The organism is Nonomuraea recticatena (assembly GCF_039533245.1).
GTDB classification, from domain to species: domain Bacteria; phylum Actinomycetota; class Actinomycetes; order Streptosporangiales; family Streptosporangiaceae; genus Nonomuraea; species Nonomuraea roseola.
In genome coordinates this window covers 335,362-351,222 of sequence record NZ_BAAATE010000006.1, presented here as the reverse complement: position 1 = coordinate 351,222, position 15,861 = coordinate 335,362, and the positions used below count along the sequence as shown (strand labels likewise).

General features: G+C 72.7%; 12 protein-coding genes. 8 read left to right on the top strand and 4 right to left on the bottom strand.

Annotation, left to right across the window (positions count from 1 at the left end):
- Nucleotides 1-132 precede the first annotated feature (132 nt).
- The 8 genes from ABFX50_RS15645 to rpe all read left to right on the top strand — a co-directional run bounded on the left by ABFX50_RS15645 (nt 133) and on the right by rpe (nt 10,826).
- Nucleotides 133-1,395, top strand: coding sequence for an ATP-binding protein (locus tag ABFX50_RS15645; RefSeq protein WP_346146999.1), 1,263 nt, complete (start codon nt 133-135; stop codon nt 1,393-1,395).
- 302 nt (nt 1,396-1,697) lie between these two features.
- Nucleotides 1,698-3,869 carry a primosomal protein N' gene (locus ABFX50_RS15640; protein WP_346146998.1) on the top strand — a complete coding sequence of 724 codons (2,172 nt, stop codon included), beginning with the start codon at nt 1,698-1,700 and terminating at the stop codon, nt 3,867-3,869.
- A gap of 49 nt (nt 3,870-3,918) precedes the next feature.
- On the top strand, nt 3,919-5,517 hold the full coding sequence (locus tag ABFX50_RS15635; protein ID WP_346146996.1) for a hypothetical protein: 1,599 nt from the start codon (nt 3,919-3,921) through the stop codon (nt 5,515-5,517).
- Between the two features lie 23 nt (nt 5,518-5,540).
- Nucleotides 5,541-6,875, top strand: coding sequence for a hypothetical protein (locus tag ABFX50_RS15630; protein WP_346146994.1), 1,335 nt, complete (start codon nt 5,541-5,543; stop codon nt 6,873-6,875).
- Between the two features lie 71 nt (nt 6,876-6,946).
- Nucleotides 6,947-7,495 carry a peptide deformylase gene (gene def, locus ABFX50_RS15625; protein WP_346146992.1) on the top strand — a complete coding sequence of 183 codons (549 nt, stop codon included), beginning with the start codon at nt 6,947-6,949 and terminating at the stop codon, nt 7,493-7,495.
- 2 nt (nt 7,496-7,497) lie between these two features.
- On the top strand, nt 7,498-8,427 hold the full coding sequence (gene fmt / locus ABFX50_RS15620; protein ID WP_346146990.1) for a methionyl-tRNA formyltransferase: 930 nt from the start codon (nt 7,498-7,500) through the stop codon (nt 8,425-8,427).
- Entirely contained in the window at nt 8,427-10,034 is a 1,608-nt protein-coding gene (locus ABFX50_RS15615; protein ID WP_346146988.1) for an RsmB/NOP family class I SAM-dependent RNA methyltransferase, read from the top strand. Before fmt ends, ABFX50_RS15615 begins: the two co-directional genes overlap by 1 nt.
- 138 nt (nt 10,035-10,172) lie before the next feature.
- On the top strand, nt 10,173-10,826 hold the full coding sequence (rpe, locus tag ABFX50_RS15610) for a ribulose-phosphate 3-epimerase (protein WP_346146986.1): 654 nt from the start codon (nt 10,173-10,175) through the stop codon (nt 10,824-10,826).
- A gap of 252 nt (nt 10,827-11,078) precedes the next feature.
- On the opposite strand, the gene ABFX50_RS15605 is transcribed toward rpe, so the two are convergent.
- The 4 genes from ABFX50_RS15605 to ABFX50_RS15590 are packed head-to-tail and all read right to left on the bottom strand — an operon-like array spanning nt 11,079 to nt 15,861.
- Nucleotides 11,079-12,059: an ABC transporter ATP-binding protein gene (locus tag ABFX50_RS15605; RefSeq protein ID WP_346146984.1), complete on the bottom strand. Its 981-nt coding sequence runs from the start codon at nt 12,057-12,059 to the stop codon at nt 11,079-11,081.
- Complete coding sequence (locus ABFX50_RS15600) at nt 12,056-13,048, bottom strand: ABC transporter ATP-binding protein (protein WP_346146982.1); 993 nt, start codon at nt 13,046-13,048, stop codon at nt 12,056-12,058. Before ABFX50_RS15600 ends, ABFX50_RS15605 begins: the two co-directional genes overlap by 4 nt.
- A complete protein-coding gene (locus ABFX50_RS15595) occupies nt 13,048-14,028 on the bottom strand; it encodes an ABC transporter permease (protein ID WP_183659002.1) in 981 nt (326 codons plus the stop codon). Before ABFX50_RS15595 ends, ABFX50_RS15600 begins: the two co-directional genes overlap by 1 nt.
- Nucleotides 14,029-14,082: 54 nt before the next feature.
- Nucleotides 14,083-15,861 (bottom strand): ABC transporter substrate-binding protein, encoded by a 1,779-nt coding sequence (locus tag ABFX50_RS15590; RefSeq protein WP_346146979.1) that lies wholly within the window; start codon nt 15,859-15,861, stop codon nt 14,083-14,085.

Below are 15,861 nucleotides of genomic sequence, written 5' to 3'. Positions count from 1 at the left end.
CCGTACCTCGGGGGCCGCGGGGGCGGTTCGCGTCGATCGCGAACCAGGACGTTCGCGAGACGGACGGCCCGGCGGGCGGCTACGGGGGTGCCGGCCCGCCGGGCCCCAGGGTTCGCCGAAGGAGTGACCGAGATGACCACAGCGGGGAAGGGGAACCTGCCTGTCGAGTACACCAGCCTCGCAGGGCGGGCGGAGGAGATCGCCGAGGGGTTGCTCGGCCTGTCGGAGTCGCGTCTGGTCACCGTGACAGGGCCAGGAGGGGTGGGCAAGAGCAGGGTGGCGACCAGGGTCGCCCACGGGGCGCGCAGGCGCTTTCCCGACGGGGTGTGGTACGCCGAGCTCTCCCACGTGGCCGACGAGCGCTCCCTGGTCGCCGCGGTGGCGGCGACCATGGGCAGGCCGGAGCTGACGACGGCGGAGGAGGTGGCCGACGCCTTCGCGGGATGGCGGGCCCTGCTGGTCCTCGACACCTGCGAGCACCTGATGGGCCCGGTGTCGAGGCTGGTCGAGGCGGTGCTGCGGGGGACGGGCACGACGAAGGTGCTGGCCGTCAGCCGCGTGCTGCTGACCGTGCCGGGCCAGCGGGTCCTGACCGTCGGCCCGCTGCCCGAACACCAGGCGCTCGCGCTGCTCGTCGAGCGGGCACGCGCCGTCGACCAGGGGTTCGAGCTGACCGAGGCCACCCGTCCCTTCGCGGAGGAGATCTGCAGAAGCCTGGAAGGGGTCCCCCTGGCCATCGAGCTGGCCGCCGGCTGCCTGCGCTCGCTGCCGCTGGCCGAACTGCTGGAGCGGATGGACGACCGCTGGCCCGACCTGGCGGGCTCCAGCACGAACGTCCTGGCCCGCCAGCGCGACCTGCGCTCGCTGGTGGAGTGGAGCCACGCCCTGTGCGGCGCGGAGCAGCGGGTGCTGTGGGAGGCGCTGTCGGTGCTCAGCGGGAGCTTCCCCCTGGAGGTCGCCGAGGCGGCGGGCGCGGCGGCAGGCCTGCCGGAGGCGGACGTCGCCGCCGTGCTGTGCGACCTGGTCGACCACTCGGTCGTGCTCAGGGAGCCCACGGCTGACGGCATGCGCTACCGGCTGCTCGGCCTCTACCGGCGCGTGGGCCTGGCCCGCCTCGACGGCAGGCAGCGAGCCCCCCTCGACCGGACGCCTCCGCCGCCGCCACCCCCGCGCACGCCTCCCGCGCCGCGCGCGGCCCCGCTCAGCCCGAGGGAGGCGCAGGTCGCCACCCTCATCGCCGAGGGGCTGACCAATCTGCAGATCGCCAACAGGCTCGTGATCTCCAAGCGCACGGTGGACGCCCACGTTCGCAACATCCTCGCCAAGAGCAACCTGGCCTCCCGCACCCACGTGGCCGCCTGGGTGACCACCGAGGACACCTCGGTGCGGCTCTAGGCACTTCTCCCGATGCGGCGCCCGCCGCCACTGTCCATGCTGGTGATGCCGGCGGGCGGCCGGGCGGTCCGCGGCGGCAATTCCTGCGTCGCCCCGCAGGCCGAAGCGCTTGCCGGGCGTCCCGCCGCTCGAGGCCGCCCGCTGGTCCACAGTGGAGGGAGGAGCTCCACACCTGGCAAAGGTCCACGTCAGCGGGCCGCGCGACACTGCCGGCGGCACCACGCGCCGGCTGCCCTTCGGAGAACCTGCCCTGGCGGCTCCGGCCTGACCGGCCGGTGCCCGGCATCTGGTAGACGTAGTCTGTGACCGACTCCGACGATGCCCTGCTGCCACTGGAGGCCGTACGGCCCGCGGAGAAGGCCAAGACCCTCGGCGCCCCCGTGGCCGCCGCCGACCTGCCGGTGGCCAGGGTCGTCGTCGACAACCCCCTCCCGCACCTCGACAGGCCCTTCGACTATCTGGTGCCCGAGCGGATGGACGCGGAGGCGCGTCCTGGCGTGCGGGTGAGGGTCCGCTTCGCCGGCAAGCTCGTCGACGGCTTCCTGCTGGAGCGGGTGGCGGGCAGCGACCACGGCGGCAGGCTGGCGGCGCTGGAGCGGGTGGTCTCGCCCGAGCCCGTGCTCACCCCCGAGATCGCGGGGCTGACCCGCGCGGTCGCCGACCGCTACGCGGGGACCATGGCCGACGTGCTGCGGCTGGCGGTGCCCCCCAGGCACGCCCGCGCCGAGTCCGACAAGAGCGCCCCCGCCCAGACCGGGCCCGCCCAGACCGAGCCCGGTGGGACGGCGCCCGGTGGGACGGCGCCCGGTGGGACGGAGCAGGGCGGCGGGGAGCAGGGCGGCGCGGTGGCGGACGAGGAGCGGCCAGGGCGGACCGGCGAGGGCTCGGGCGCGTGGGAGGCCTACCCCATGGGGCCCTCCTTCCTCGAGGCGCTGAGGGACGGCAGGCACCCTAGAGCCGTGTGGAGCGCGCTGCCTGGCAACACCGGCTGGGCGGTCCCCGTCGCCGAGGCCGTGCGCGCGACGCTCGAGGGCGGCAGGGCGGCGGTGGTCGTCGTCCCGGACGGCAAGGACGTCGTCATGGTGGACGAGGCGCTGACCGGGGCGCTGGGCGAGGGCAGGCATGTGGCCATCACCGCCGACCTCGGGCCCGCCGAGCGCTACCGCAGGTGGCTGCGGGCGCTGCGCGGTCAGGTGCGGGCGGTCGTGGGCACGAGGGCGGCGATGTTCGCCCCCGTCGAGAAGCTGGGCCTGGTCGTCATCTGGGACGACGGCGACGACCTGCACGCCGAACGTCTGTCCCCCTACCCGCACGCCAGGGAGGTGCTGGCGCTGCGCGCGCACAGGGCGGGCGCGGGCATGCTGATCGGCGGCTACTCCCGCACGGCCGAGGCCACGCAGCTGCTGGCCTCCGGGTGGGCGGGCCCGATCGTGGCCGACAGGGCCACCGTCAGAGCCGTCGCGCCGAGGGTGAAGCCCGCCGGAGAGGACGGCGAGCTCGCCAAGGACCAGGCGGCCCGCGCCGCGCGGCTGCCCAGTGTGGCCTGGCGGGCGCTGAGGCTGGGCCTGGAGGACGGGCCGGTGCTCGTGCAGGTCCCGCGTCGCGGATACCTGCCCTCGCTCGCCTGCCGTACGTGCAGGGCTCCGGCGCGGTGCGCGCACCCGCCGACACGCGCGACGCTCACCGAGCAGCTGCTGTGTCACGGGCCGCTGGCGCTGAGGGGCGGGCACGCCGCCCCCTACTGCCGGTGGTGCGGGCGCATCGCGGGCGACTGGCGCTGCCCGTCCTGCGGCGACGGAAGGATCCGCGCCTCCGTGGTGGGCGCCCGCCGTACGGCGGAGGAGCTGGGGCGCGCCTTTCCCTCGGTGCCCGTGAAGACCTCGGGCCGCGACGGCGTGCTGGCCACGGTAGGGGAGGGGCGGGCGCTGGTGGTGGCCACGCCCGGCGCCGAGCCTGTCGCGGCGGGAGGCTACACGGCGGCGGTGCTGCTCGACGGGTGGGCGATGCTGGGCAGGGCCGATCTGAGGGCGGGGGAGGAGGCGGTGCGCCGCTGGATGAACGCCGCCGCCCTGCTCAGGCCCTCGGCCGAGCTGGTGGTGCTGGCCGACGCCGCGATGCCCGCCGTTCAGGCGCTGCTGCGCTGGGACCCGATCACGCACGCCGAGCGCGAGCTGGCCGACAGGAGGGAGCTGGGCTTCCCTCCCGCGGTGCGGATGGCGACGCTGACCGGTTCGCCCTCGGCCGTCAGGGAGATGCTCGGGGAGGTCAGGCTGCCCTCGCAGGCGCAGGTGCTCGGGCCCGTCCCCGTGGAGACGAGAAGGAGCGACGGCGAGCAGGAACGTGCCATGATCCGCGTGCCCAGGTCGGTGGGGCCTGAGTTGGCTCTCGCGCTGAAAGGGGCCACGGGGGTGCGTGCGGCGCGTAAGGCGCAGGATGTCGTGAGGGTAAGTGTTGACCCTCTCGACCTGATATAGCCCCTTTCCCCGATTCGCGCGGGCGTAAGTACTCCGTTAGCGTCACCCTGTGTCGATCGAATGGGTGAACCGAGCCATCGACGATCTGCGCGCCTGGGGGCGGGCGCACGAAGTCGACGTGGACGCGGACGAGGTCCGGCTGCTCTGCGACTACGCCAGCGACTACCTGAACGTGACCGAGCTCGGCGAGTTCACCCCTGCCACCTTCGAAGAGCTGCTCCTGTCGATCTATCCCCGCAAGGTCATCGCGCCGCCCGAGAGCGCGTCCGAGACCGTCGCGGCCGCACGCACGCTGGTCGACTTCCTCCTCGACCTGGGTGAGATCTCCGAGGAGCGGGCCGCGCTGATGCGCGGCGCGCTCACCGGGATCGAGCCTGAGATGGCCACCGCGTTGGCCGACCCGGCCAACTTCGGCATGGCCAAGAGCCTGTTCAGCTCGATCGGGCCCGAGTCGCTCGAGCAGTCGATCGCCATTCCTGCGGGCGAGGTGCCCGACCTGGGGGAGGCGCCGTGCGACTGCCCCGCCTGCGCGCCGCTGCCTGCCGTACGGCTGGCTCCCGAGCACGAGCTGGAGGCGGCGCTCGAGGCCGTCCCCGTCCTGGGCGAGGCGCGCGCGCTCGGCGAGTGGATGGCCGAGCGCGGCACCACGCCCACCGCCAAGGGGCGCCTGCGCGTCAAGGACGCGGCGGCCGCGCCGCTGCCGACCCCGAGCCTGCTGTGGGACCTCGGCCGCCTGCGCGAGCGGGGCGCGCCCATGGACGCGTGGGCCTCGATGGTCGAGTTCCTCGTCGAGAAGGACACCGCCGGTCAGGTCACCGGCTCCGCCGAGCTCGACGAGGAGCTCTACGACCTGTTCGACATGCTCTACCGCCTGCAGTCGCCCGTTCCCGTGACGGTGGTCGGCGAGTACCTCGACGAGCTGCTCGAGTACGAGCGGCCCGACGTCGACGCCGCGCTCGGCCGCCTGGCCCACTGCGGCCTGGTGTCGCGCTCGGGCGACGCCGTCACGCTGACCCCCCTGGCCTGCTACGGCCTGCGCCGCCTCTACCTCGGCCACGGCCTGGAGGCTCCGGAAGCCGAGGACCTGGCCGCCGCCGACGCCATGGGCCTGATCGAAGGGCTGCTGTCGGGCATGCCGACGGAGCTGGCCGAGGAGGACATCCAGCGCTGGCTGGAGCGCAGGAGCCCCGCCGAGGCCGCCGCCGAGCTGCTGTCGGCGGCGGGCGGCGCGCCGGCCGTGGCGCGCGGCATCGCGGTCACCATCGTCGACAGGCTCGACTCGGCCGCCGAGAGCGCGGTGCGCGCCTGCCTGGACGACCAGGAGCTGCGCCCGCACGCCATCCACTGGCTGACCTCCCGTGGGCTGCCTGCGCCTCCCCTGACGCAGGAGGAGCTGCTCTGGGTGAGCGTCGACATGCTCGCCCTCGCGATGCCCGCCGCCGAGGAGGACCCGGAGATCTTCGCCGAGAACATCGCCGCCTCGGGACCGCCCGCCTACCTGATCGAGGAGATGTGGCGGGTCGACCACCCCGACGTGGTCGACGTCCTCGAACTTCTCGGCAGATCCATCCCCGACGGCACCCTGGCGAAGGCCGCCAGGAAAGCCGCGTTCAAGGCACGCTCCCGCGCGATCGGTACGTCCCTGTGACGCGTGTGCAGTAAGTTTCGTGGGTGGCAAACAACGTCTTCGATCTCACCGAGCTGCGTAAGCCTCCTCCGCTCGAGGACAAGCACGTCGAAGGCCTGGTCTTCCCGCCGGTCGCGCTCGCGTCCGACGCCGACCTGGCCAGGGCGGTGCCACGGGTGCCGCTGGTCGCAGACGCCATGCGTCTGACCGCGTGGACGGGCACCCGTCCGGTCACCGAGCACGGCCTGCTGCACGCGGCCGACGCCGAGGCCGCAGTCGCCGAGCTCGGCCTGGCTCCCTCGCGCCTGCGCCTGCTGTGGATCGTCGCGGTCAACACGGGGCTGCTGCAGATCATGAGGGGCACGGCCGGCCGCGGCCCGCTCCCGTCGCAGCTGCCGGTCGAGGCGACGCTGGAGTTCTGGGACGGCGTCGTGATGGACGTCCTCGACAGGGCCGACGCCAACGCCGAGGAGCCTGGCCTGACGGGGTCGAAGGTGATCGACGAGCACCTGGCCGAGACGCTGGCCACCATCTACTCCGTTCGCACGGGCGTGGCCGCCGCCACCCTGGCCAAGGGCATCCTGCACTCCCACGAGGTGGCCTGCGCCCCCGGCGTGGTGGAGCTGCGCCGCCTGGCCGCCGTGCTGCCCGCCGAGCTCTACGAGGCGCTGGCGGTGCTCGAGTACTGCGGCCTGGTCGAGCAGACCGCCACGGGCCACTTCAGGCTCACCCCGCTCGGTGTCTGGGCGGTCAGGCGCGACCTGCTGCGCGAGGGCCACGACGCGCCGACGGCCGCCGAGGTCGAGGTCTACTCCGACTACGCCGCCGCCGAGCTGGTCGAGGCGATGATCACGGGCGCGGTCACGCCCAGCGTGGTCGCCTACTGGCTGGAGCGCCGCTCTCCCGAGTCGGCCGCCCACGAGCTGGTCCAGGTCGCCGCCTCGGGCACCGCGGGGCAGCGCGGCGCGGTCGGCACCATCCTGGAGGAGCTGGGCCCCGAGGCCGAGCTGCCCGTCCGCAAGGCGCTCGACGAGCCGCTCATGTGGCGCTACGCCGCCTCCTGGCTGCACATCCGCGACCTGCCCGCGCCGCCGCTCAGCCCCGACGACCACACCTGGATCGCGATCGACTCGCTGGCCGCGCTGCTCTACTTCGCCGACGCGCCGGGCGCGATGGGCTCCTTCGACGTCCTGGAGGCAGGCGAGGAGCTGGTGCGCCTGGTCGGCGAGATGGCCTCCGTCGACCACCCCGACACCATCGCCGTGCTCGACCTGCTCGCCAACCACCACGGGGACCAGGCGGTGGCCAAGGCCGCCAGGAAGGCCGCGATGAAGGCCCGTTCGCTGGAGGCCCAGCTCACGGGGAACGCGCCCGACTGACCGCGTGAGCCAAGCGCGTCGTTTCCCATCAGTAGACTGGGTTGATCCCATCTACGCGAACGGAGTACCCCTTGTCCATTCAGTCGATCCGGCTGTTCGGTGACCCGGTGCTGCGCACCCCGGCGGCCCCCGTCGTCGACTTCGACAAGGAGCTGCGCAAGCTGGTCAAGGACCTCACCGACACGATGATGGACGCGCCGGGCGCCGGCCTCGCGGCCCCGCAGATCGGTGTCGGCCTGCGCGTGTTCACCTACTACGTCGACGACCAGCTCGGGCACCTGATCAACCCCGACCTCGACCTGTCGGCCGACCTCGACGAGGAGGGCGAGGAGGGCTGCCTGTCCTTCCCCGGCCTGTCCTTCCCGACGCCGCGGGCGATCAGGGCGGTCGCCAAGGGCTTCAACATGCACGGCGAGCCGGTCGTGCTCGAGGGCACCGACCTGATGGCCAGGTGCTTCCAGCACGAGACCGACCACCTCGACGGCATCCTGTTCATCGACAGGATGGACGCCAAGCAGCGCAAGCTGGCGATGAAGGCCATCCGCGAGGCCGAGTGGAGCGGGCTGTCCGCCCCCACGGTGAAGTTCTCACCCCACGCCACGGGCGGGAGGGCCCTCTGACGATGCGCCTGGTCTTCGCCGGCACTCCCGAGACCGCGCTGCCCTCGCTGCGCGCGCTGATCGACTCGCCGCGCCACGAGGTGGTGGCCGTGCTCACCCGTCCCGACGCCCGCGCGGGCAGGGGACGCTCCCTGCAGCCCAGCCCGGTCGCCGAGCTGGCGCAGGAGGCCGGCATCGAGGTGCTGCGTCCCGCCAAGGTGGGCGACCCCGACTTCCTCGCCCAGCTGGCCGCGCTGGAGCCCGACTGCTGCCCCGTGGTCGCCTACGGGGCCCTGCTGCCGCAGTCCGCGCTCGACATCCCCCGCCACGGGTGGATCAACCTGCACTTCTCCCTGCTGCCCGCCTGGCGCGGCGCCGCTCCCGTGCAGCACGCCGTGCTCCACGGCGACGAGATCACCGGCGCGGCCACCTTCCAGATCGTGAAGGAGCTCGACGCGGGGCCCGTCTACGGCGTGGTCACCGAGGAGATCAAGGCCACCGACACCAGCGGCGAGCTGCTGGCGCGACTGGCGATCTCGGGCGCGGGGCTGCTGGCGGCCACGCTCGACGGCGTCGAGGACGGCACGCTGGAGGCCCGTCCCCAGCCGCCCGAAGGGGTGTCCGTCGCGCCCAAGCTCACCGTCGAGGACGCCCAGGTCGACTGGAGCGCGTCCGCCATGCGGGTGGACAGGCTCGTGCGGGCCTGCACGCCCAACCCGGGGCCGTGGACGACCTTCCGCGACCAGCGGGTGAAGCTCGGCCCCGTACGGCCTGTCGCGTCGGCTGAGCGGCTGGCCCCCGGCGAGCTCTCGGTGGAGAAGAACACCGTGCGCGTCGGCACCGGCACCCACCCGGTGGAGCTGGGCGAGGTGCAGCCACAGGGCAAGCGGCTGATGACCGCGGGGGAGTGGGCGCGCGGCGTGCGCCTCACGGCTGAGGATCGGCTGGTCTGATGGCGGATCGTGGATCACAGGGCCGCCGGGGCTCTTCGGGCTCCTCGGGCGGTTCTTCCGGCTCCTCGGGGGGCCGCGGGCCTTCGGGCGGCCGCGGTTCCTCCGGAGGGCACGGATCTTCCGGAGGTCGGGGTGCCTCGGGAGGGCAGGGCTCGCCTGGCGGGCCAGGTTCTGCGGGAGGGCGCGGCCCCGGAGGGCGCGGTCGTGGGCCGCGACCGCCGAAGCCGACGCGCGACGAGGCGCGCAACGCCGCCTACGACCTGCTGAGGGCCGTCGACGAGCGCGACGCCTACGCCAACCTGCTCATGCCCCGCCTGCTGCGCGAGCGCGGCCTCGCCGGCCGCGACGCCGCGCTGGCGACCGAGCTGGCCTACGGCACGCTGCGCGGTCTTGGCACCTACGACTCGATCATCGCCATGTGCGGCGACCGCGAGCCCGACCCTGCCGTGCTCGACGCGCTGCGCCTGGGCGCCCACCAACTGCTCAAGATGCGCGTCCCTCCGCACGCGGCCGTCGGCACCACCGTCGACCTGGTACGGCTGCGCATCGGCACCGGCGCCTCCCGCTTCGCCAACGCCGTCCTGCGCAAGATCGCCTCCAGGTCCCTGGAGGAGTGGATCCCGATCGTCGCGCCCTCGGAGGACACCGACCCCGTCGGTCACCTCGCGGTCGCCTACAGCCATCCCCGCTGGATCGTCAGCGCCTTCCGCGACGCGCTCGGCGGCGACCCCAAGGAGACCTCCGAGCTGCTGGCCGCCGACAACGCCAGGCCCATGGTCACGCTGGTGGTCAGGCCGGGGCGCAGCTCGATGGAGGAGCTCGAGGACTCTGGGGCCGAGCCAGGACGCTACTCGCCCTACGCCGCCTACCTTCCCGAGGGCGACCCAGGCCGGGTCCTCGCGGTGGCCGAGACCCGCGCCGCCGTCCAGGACGAGGCCAGCCAGCTCGTCGCCCTCGCGCTGACCAGGGTTCCCGTGGAGGGCCCCGACGAGCTCTGGCTGGACATGTGCGCGGGCCCCGGCGGCAAGGCGGGCCTGCTCGACGCCATCGCCACCCACGGCGACCTGGCGGGGCTCGACGCCCGCGATCCCGCCGCCTTCCCCGGAGGCGCCAGGCTGCTGGCCGCCGACGCCCAGTACCACAGGGCCCGGCTGGTCTGGCAGACCACCAGGCAGGCCGCGGTCGTCACCGCGGACGGCACCGAGCCGCCGTGGCGTCCTGGCGTCTTCGACAGGGTCATGCTCGACGCTCCCTGCACCGGGCTCGGCGCACTGCGCCGCCGTCCTGAGGCCAGGTGGCGGCGTGACCCCGCGAGCGTGGCCGAGCTCGGCGCGCTCCAGCGCCGTCTGCTGGCCGCCGCCCTCGACGCGCTGCGGCCCGGCGGCGTGGTGGCCTACGTGACCTGCTCGCCGCATCTGGCCGAGACCCAGGTCGTGGTCGCCGACGCGCTGAAGCGCAGGAACGACGCCGAACAGCTCGACGCCCGTGCCTTCCTGCCCGAGGTCGAGGGGCTCGGCGACGGGCCGCACGCGCAGTTCTGGCCCCACCGTCACGGCACCGACGCCATGTTCATCGCGCTTCTGCGCAAGACGGCCACGCCCTCCTGACCCTGCCGGGGGCGTGCGTTCGCGCCTCAGGTCCTGTCAGGACGGGGCCGCTGGCGCTAGCCTGGACGGCCGGGTGCGGGCAGCGGCTCGGCGGCCGGTGGCGGACAGCCGGAAGGCGTTCACTAAACTCTGGGCATCATGGCCGTTCAGATCTCGCCCAGTATCCTGTCCGCCGACTTCGCCAGGCTCGCCGACGAGGCCGCCCGCGTGCCGAACGCCGACTGGCTGCACGTGGATGTCATGGACAACCACTTCGTGCCCAACCTCACCATCGGCCTTCCGGTCGTCGAGGCGCTCCTCAAGGCCACCTCGACGCCGATCGACTGCCACCTGATGATCGAGGACCCCGACCGGTGGGCCCCCGCCTACGCCGAGGTGGGCGCGGGCAGCGTCACCATCCACGCCGAGGCCGCCAAGGCCCCCGTGCGCACGCTGCGCCAGATCCGCGCGGCGGGGGCGCGCTCGGGGTTCGCGCTGAACCCCTCGACGGCGGTCGAGCAGTACGAGGACCTGCTGCCCGAGATCGACATGCTGCTGCTGATGACCGTGGAGCCCGGTTTCGGGGGACAGAAGTTCCTCGACGTGGTCCTGCCGAAGATCAGGCGGGCGAGGGAGCTGATCGCCAGGTACGGGGGCGAGGTGTGGCTCCAGGTCGACGGCGGGGTGGCGGCCGACACCATCGAGCGCTGCGCCGAGGCGGGCGCCGACGTGTTCGTCGCGGGCAGCGCGGTCTACGGCGCCGCCGACCCCTCGGCCGCCATCGACCACCTCCGCGAACTCGCCACCACCTGACGGCTCTCTCACCGCGAACGGCCCCACCACCCCGCCGCGCCCCGGCGCCCGACGCCGCCCGGCGCCGCCACGGGCTCCGCGTGGCGGCGGGGCATGCGCGGCGGCGGGGCGGAGGTCGCCGGATGCGGCGTCGGGGTGGCGCGCCGGAGTCCTGCTGGAGATCGCGTGATGGACGGGCGGTCAGCGGTGACCACGGTGGGCGTGGCGGGGCTTGCCGTACGGGATCAGCGGGCGGGGTCAGCGGGCGCGGGATCAGGGCAGCGGGAAGTGGCACGCGGTCAGGTGGCCTTCGCGGTCGCCCTGCAGCCGCGTCAGCGGCGGCGTGGTCAGCGCGCACTTCTCCTGCGCCCGCCAGCACCTGGTCCTGAAGCGGCAGCCCGACGGCGGGTCGATCGGCGACGGCACGTCGCCGGTGAGCCTGATCCGCTCCCTGCCGCCGCCGTCCACCGCCACCTCGGGCACCGCCGACAGCAGCGCGTGCGTGTACGGGTGCCGGGGGCTCTCGTAGAGCGAGGTCCTGTCGCCGATCTCGACGATCCTGCCCAGGTACATCACCGCCACCCGCTGCGAGAAGTGCCGCACCACGGCCAGGTCGTGGGCGATGAACAGGAAGGCGATCCCGAGCTCCCGCTGCAGCCGCCCCAGCAGGTTGACCACCTGGGCCTGGATCGAGACGTCGAGCGCGGAGACGGGCTCGTCGGCGACGATCAGCCTGGGCTTCAGCGCCAGCGCCCTCGCGATGCCGATCCGCTGCCGCTGGCCGCCGGAGAACTCGTGCGGGAAGCGGTTGACGTGCTCGGGGTTGAGCCCGACGATCTCCAGGAGCTCGCGGACCCTGGCCTCGCGCCCGCCTTTCGGGTTGAGCCCGTTGACGTCCATCGGGCCCCTGATGATCGCGCCGACCGTGTGGCGGGGGTTCAGCGACGAGTACGGGTCCTGGAAGATCATCTGGATCTCCGGCCTGATCGGTCGCAGCGCCCTGCGGCTCGCGTGGCTGATGTCGCGGCCGTCGTAGAGGACGCGTCCCGCGGTGGGCTCGAGCAGGCGGGCGGCCAGGCGTCCCGTCGTGGACTTGCCGCACCCGGACTCGCCGACCAGGCCGAGCGTCTGCCCCGCGTGGACGGTCAGGTCGACGCCGTCCACCGCGTGCACCCTGCCGATCTGACGCCTGATCGGGAAGCCGCCCCTGACGGGGAAGTGCTTCTCCAGTCCCGACAGCTCCAGCAGCGTCATGGGGCCACCTCCCGCTTCTGCTTCATGGTCAGGTAACAGGCGTCGCCGTGCCCGCGCGGCGGGGAGAGCTCGGGCCGCTCGCCCGTGCACACCCGGGGCCCCGGCAGTTCCACGAAGTCGCAGCGCGGGTGGAACGGGCAGCCCTTCGGCACGTTGAGGAGGCTGGGAGGGGCGCCGCGCACAGGCCGCAGCTCCTCGGTGACGGGGCGGCGCAGCGTCGGCATCGAGCCGAGCAGCCCCCACGTGTACGGGTGGCGGGGCTCGCGCAGCACCTCACGCACGGTGCCGCGCTCGACGGCCCTGCCCGCGTACATGACCAGCACGTCGTGGGCGGCGGTGGCGACCACGCCCAGGTCGTGGGTGATGAGGATGATCGCGGTGCCGCTCTGCTCCTGCAGCTCCCTTAGCAGGTCGAGGATCTGCGCCTGCACGGTCACGTCCAGCGCGGTGGTCGGTTCGTCGGCGATCAGCAGGCCCGGGTCGCACACCAGCGCCATCGCGATCGTGGCGCGCTGCCGCATGCCGCCGGAGAACTGGTGCGGGTAGTCCTCCGCGCGCGCCTTCGGCTGCGGGATGCCGACCCTGTCCAGCATCTGGATCGCCCGCTCCCACGCGGCCGACCTGGAAGTGCCCCTGTGCCTGCGGTAGACCTCCGCGATCTGCGCCCCCACCGTGTGATACGGCGACAGCGAGGTCAGCGGGTCCTGGAAGATCATGGCGATCCTGTCGCCGCGCAGCCGCTCCATCGCCGTGCGGGGCGCGCCGAGCAGCTCCTGTCCCTCGAACAGGACGCTGCCCGAGATGGTGGAGGTGCGGGGGTCGTGCAGGCCGAGCACGGCCAGGCTGGTCACCGACTTGCCCGAGCCGGACTCGCCCACGACGCCGAGCGTGCTGCCGCGCCCGACCTCGAACGACAGCTCGTCCACGGCGTGGACGACGCCGTCCTCGGTCGTGAAGTCGACGGTCAGATCGTTGACGTGAAGGAACACTAGGTCAGCCTCACCCTGGGGTCGATGACGGCGTAGAGGGCGTCGACCACGGCGTTCATGACCACGATCGCGCCCGCGGCGACCAGGACGGTCGCCATCAGCGTGGGCAGGTCGGAGTAGGTGACGGCGCGGACCGACAGGCGGCCGATGCCCTGCAGGCCGAACGTCGTCTCCGTGATGATCGCGCCGCCGATGAGGGTGCCGAGGTCCACGCCGAAGATCGTGACGATCGGGATCAGCGTGCCGCGCAGCGCGAAGCGCAGGATGACCGTACGGGCGGGCATGCCCTTGGCGCGGGCCGTGCGGACGTAGTCCTCGCTCAGGTTCTCCACCATCGTGGAGCGCGTCATCCTGGTGTAGTTGGCGGTGAAGATGATCGCCAGCACCACCCAGGGCAGCAGCAGCCCCGTCGCCCAGCCGAGCGGGTTCTCCGTGAGCGGCACGTACGAGGGGCTGGGCAGGAGCTTGCCCTGGTAGACCAGGAAGTACAGGGCGAGGGTGCCGACGAAGTAGATCTGCACCGACGCCCCGACGAGCGAGGCCACGCTCGCGACCTTGTCCAGCGGACGGCCCTGGCGCAGCGCGGCGAGGATGCCGGTGGCCACGCCGAAGGTCAGGAAGATCACCGCGGCGCCGATCGTGAGCGAGAGCGTCACGGGCAGCCTGTCCATGATCGTCTCGAAGACCGGGGCGCGGTTGACGAAGGAGTAGCCGAGGCAGGGCGCGGGGCAGTAGCCGAGGCCCGGGTAGTCGCGGCCCGCGAAGATCCCCGCCAACCACGCCACGAACTGGGCCATCACCGGCTGGTCGAGGCCTAGGTTACGCCTGACGAGGGCGAGCAGCTCGGGCGGGCAGACCTTGCCGCAGGCCAGCAGGGCGGGGTCCGACGGCAGCGCGAAGAACAGGAAGAACGTCACCGCCGAGATGGTCACCAGCGTGATCGCGGTGGCGATGGTACGGCGGACGGCGAAACGGAGCACGTGATCTCCCGCGGCGGAGGGGCCCCGGACGGCGACCGTCCGGGGCCGGGGTCGCTATGGCTTCACGAAGATGGTGTTGGGGGAGACGATCCACTGCTGGGGGTCGATCTCCGCCCCGCCCACCTTGGAGCCGTGCAGCATGGTCGCGATGCGGTTCTCCGCCACGACCAGCGGGGTGATGGTCTCCTGGATCTTCCTGTCGAGGCGCATCCAGGCCGCGTTCTGCTCGTCGAAGTCGGGCATCTCGGCGATCTTCTTCATTTCGGCCTTGAGCGCGGGGTCGTTCAGGTGCGAGTAGTTGGGGGCGCCGTCGGCGACGGGGCCGAAGATGACCGGCAGGACCGTCGAGCCCGAGGCCCAGTCGGCGCCCCATCCGCCCCAGTAGAGGTCGAAGGCGTTGTCCACCAGGCCGATGGAGTCGTAGTAGGTCTTGCGGTCCATGGGCTTGGTGACGACCGTGATCCCCGCCTTCTCGAGCGCGTTCTTGATCGCGACGGTGACACGTTCCTGCACGGGCGTTTGGTTGTAGGCGTAGACGATGGTCGGCGTCGGGTCGCTCGACTCTGCCAGCAGCTGCTTGGCCTTCTCGATGTCTCCGTCGGGCTTGGCGGCCTTGCCGAACAGGTCGTAGGACTCGTAGCCGATCGTGGTGTTCTCGTTCAGGATGGTCGTCGGCAGCGCGGCGGCCTGGGGCCCGCCCATGATCTGCTGGATCTGCCTGCCGGGCCAGGCGTGGTTGACGGCCTGACGGATCTTGATGTCCTTCACCCTGTCGAGGTTGAAGTAGTAGTAGTTGCCGTAGGGCGAGGGGCTGATCATGCGCCTGGGCGCCAGGCTCTGGTCGCTGAGCACCTGCTGCAGCCGCTCGGGCGGGGTGAGGACGTAGAAGGTGAACGCCTGCTGGTCGGCCCCCGCGTCGGCGACGAGCCTGTCGGTGATCTGCAGCGCCTCCTGGCCGAACTCCAGCTTCCACACGTCGGGGTAGGCGCCGCGGATCGGGTCGGTGGCCGCGTCCCACTGCGGGTTGCGCTCCAGCTGGTACGACTTGTCCACCACGTGCGACTTGATGATGTACGGCCCGCTGGAGACCGGCTGCTTGTCGTACTGCTCCTTGGTGTCCTTGGCCTTGGGCACGATGTTGTAGCCGGCCATCGCGAACGCGTAGTTGGCGTCGGCGTGCGGCGCCTTGAACCTGAAGACGACGGTTTTGTCGTCAGGGGTCTCGATGGCGTCGAGTCCCTTGCCGTCGTATGGCCCCTTGTAGGCCGCCCTGTGGTCCTCCTGCGTCAGCCACTGCTGGATGTAGGTGGGCCCCTGGGTGATGAAGGGCGCGAACATCCGCTCGATCGTCCACTTGACGTCCGCCGAGGTGATCGGCGTGCCGTCCTGCCACTTCACCCCGTCCTTCAGGGTGAAGGTCCACGTCCTGCCGCCGTCGGAGGCCGTTCCCGCGTCGGTGGCCAGGTCGCCGACGAGCTTGTACTCGCCCTTGGCGACCCGCTTGTAGCCGGTCAGCCCGCGATGCAGGAGCAGCGCGAAGTTGGCCTCGGTGTTGACGTAGATCTGGGCGGGGTCCAGGTGGGAGAAGTCGTCCCTGTCGATCATCGTGACGGTGCCGCCCTTGACGACGCCGTCGGGCGCGATGGCTGGACCCCTGCTGTCCTCGGCGGTGCCCACCGAGATCTTCGGCGGGCTGTACGAGGCGGCGGCCGAGGGCGTCGCCTGCGGGCTCGTGCCCTGCGGGGGAGCGCCCTGGTTGGCGGGCGCGCAGGCGCCGGTGAGCCCCAGGGCCCCGGCGGCGAGTAAGGCGATGACCGTGCGGACGGATGGCAT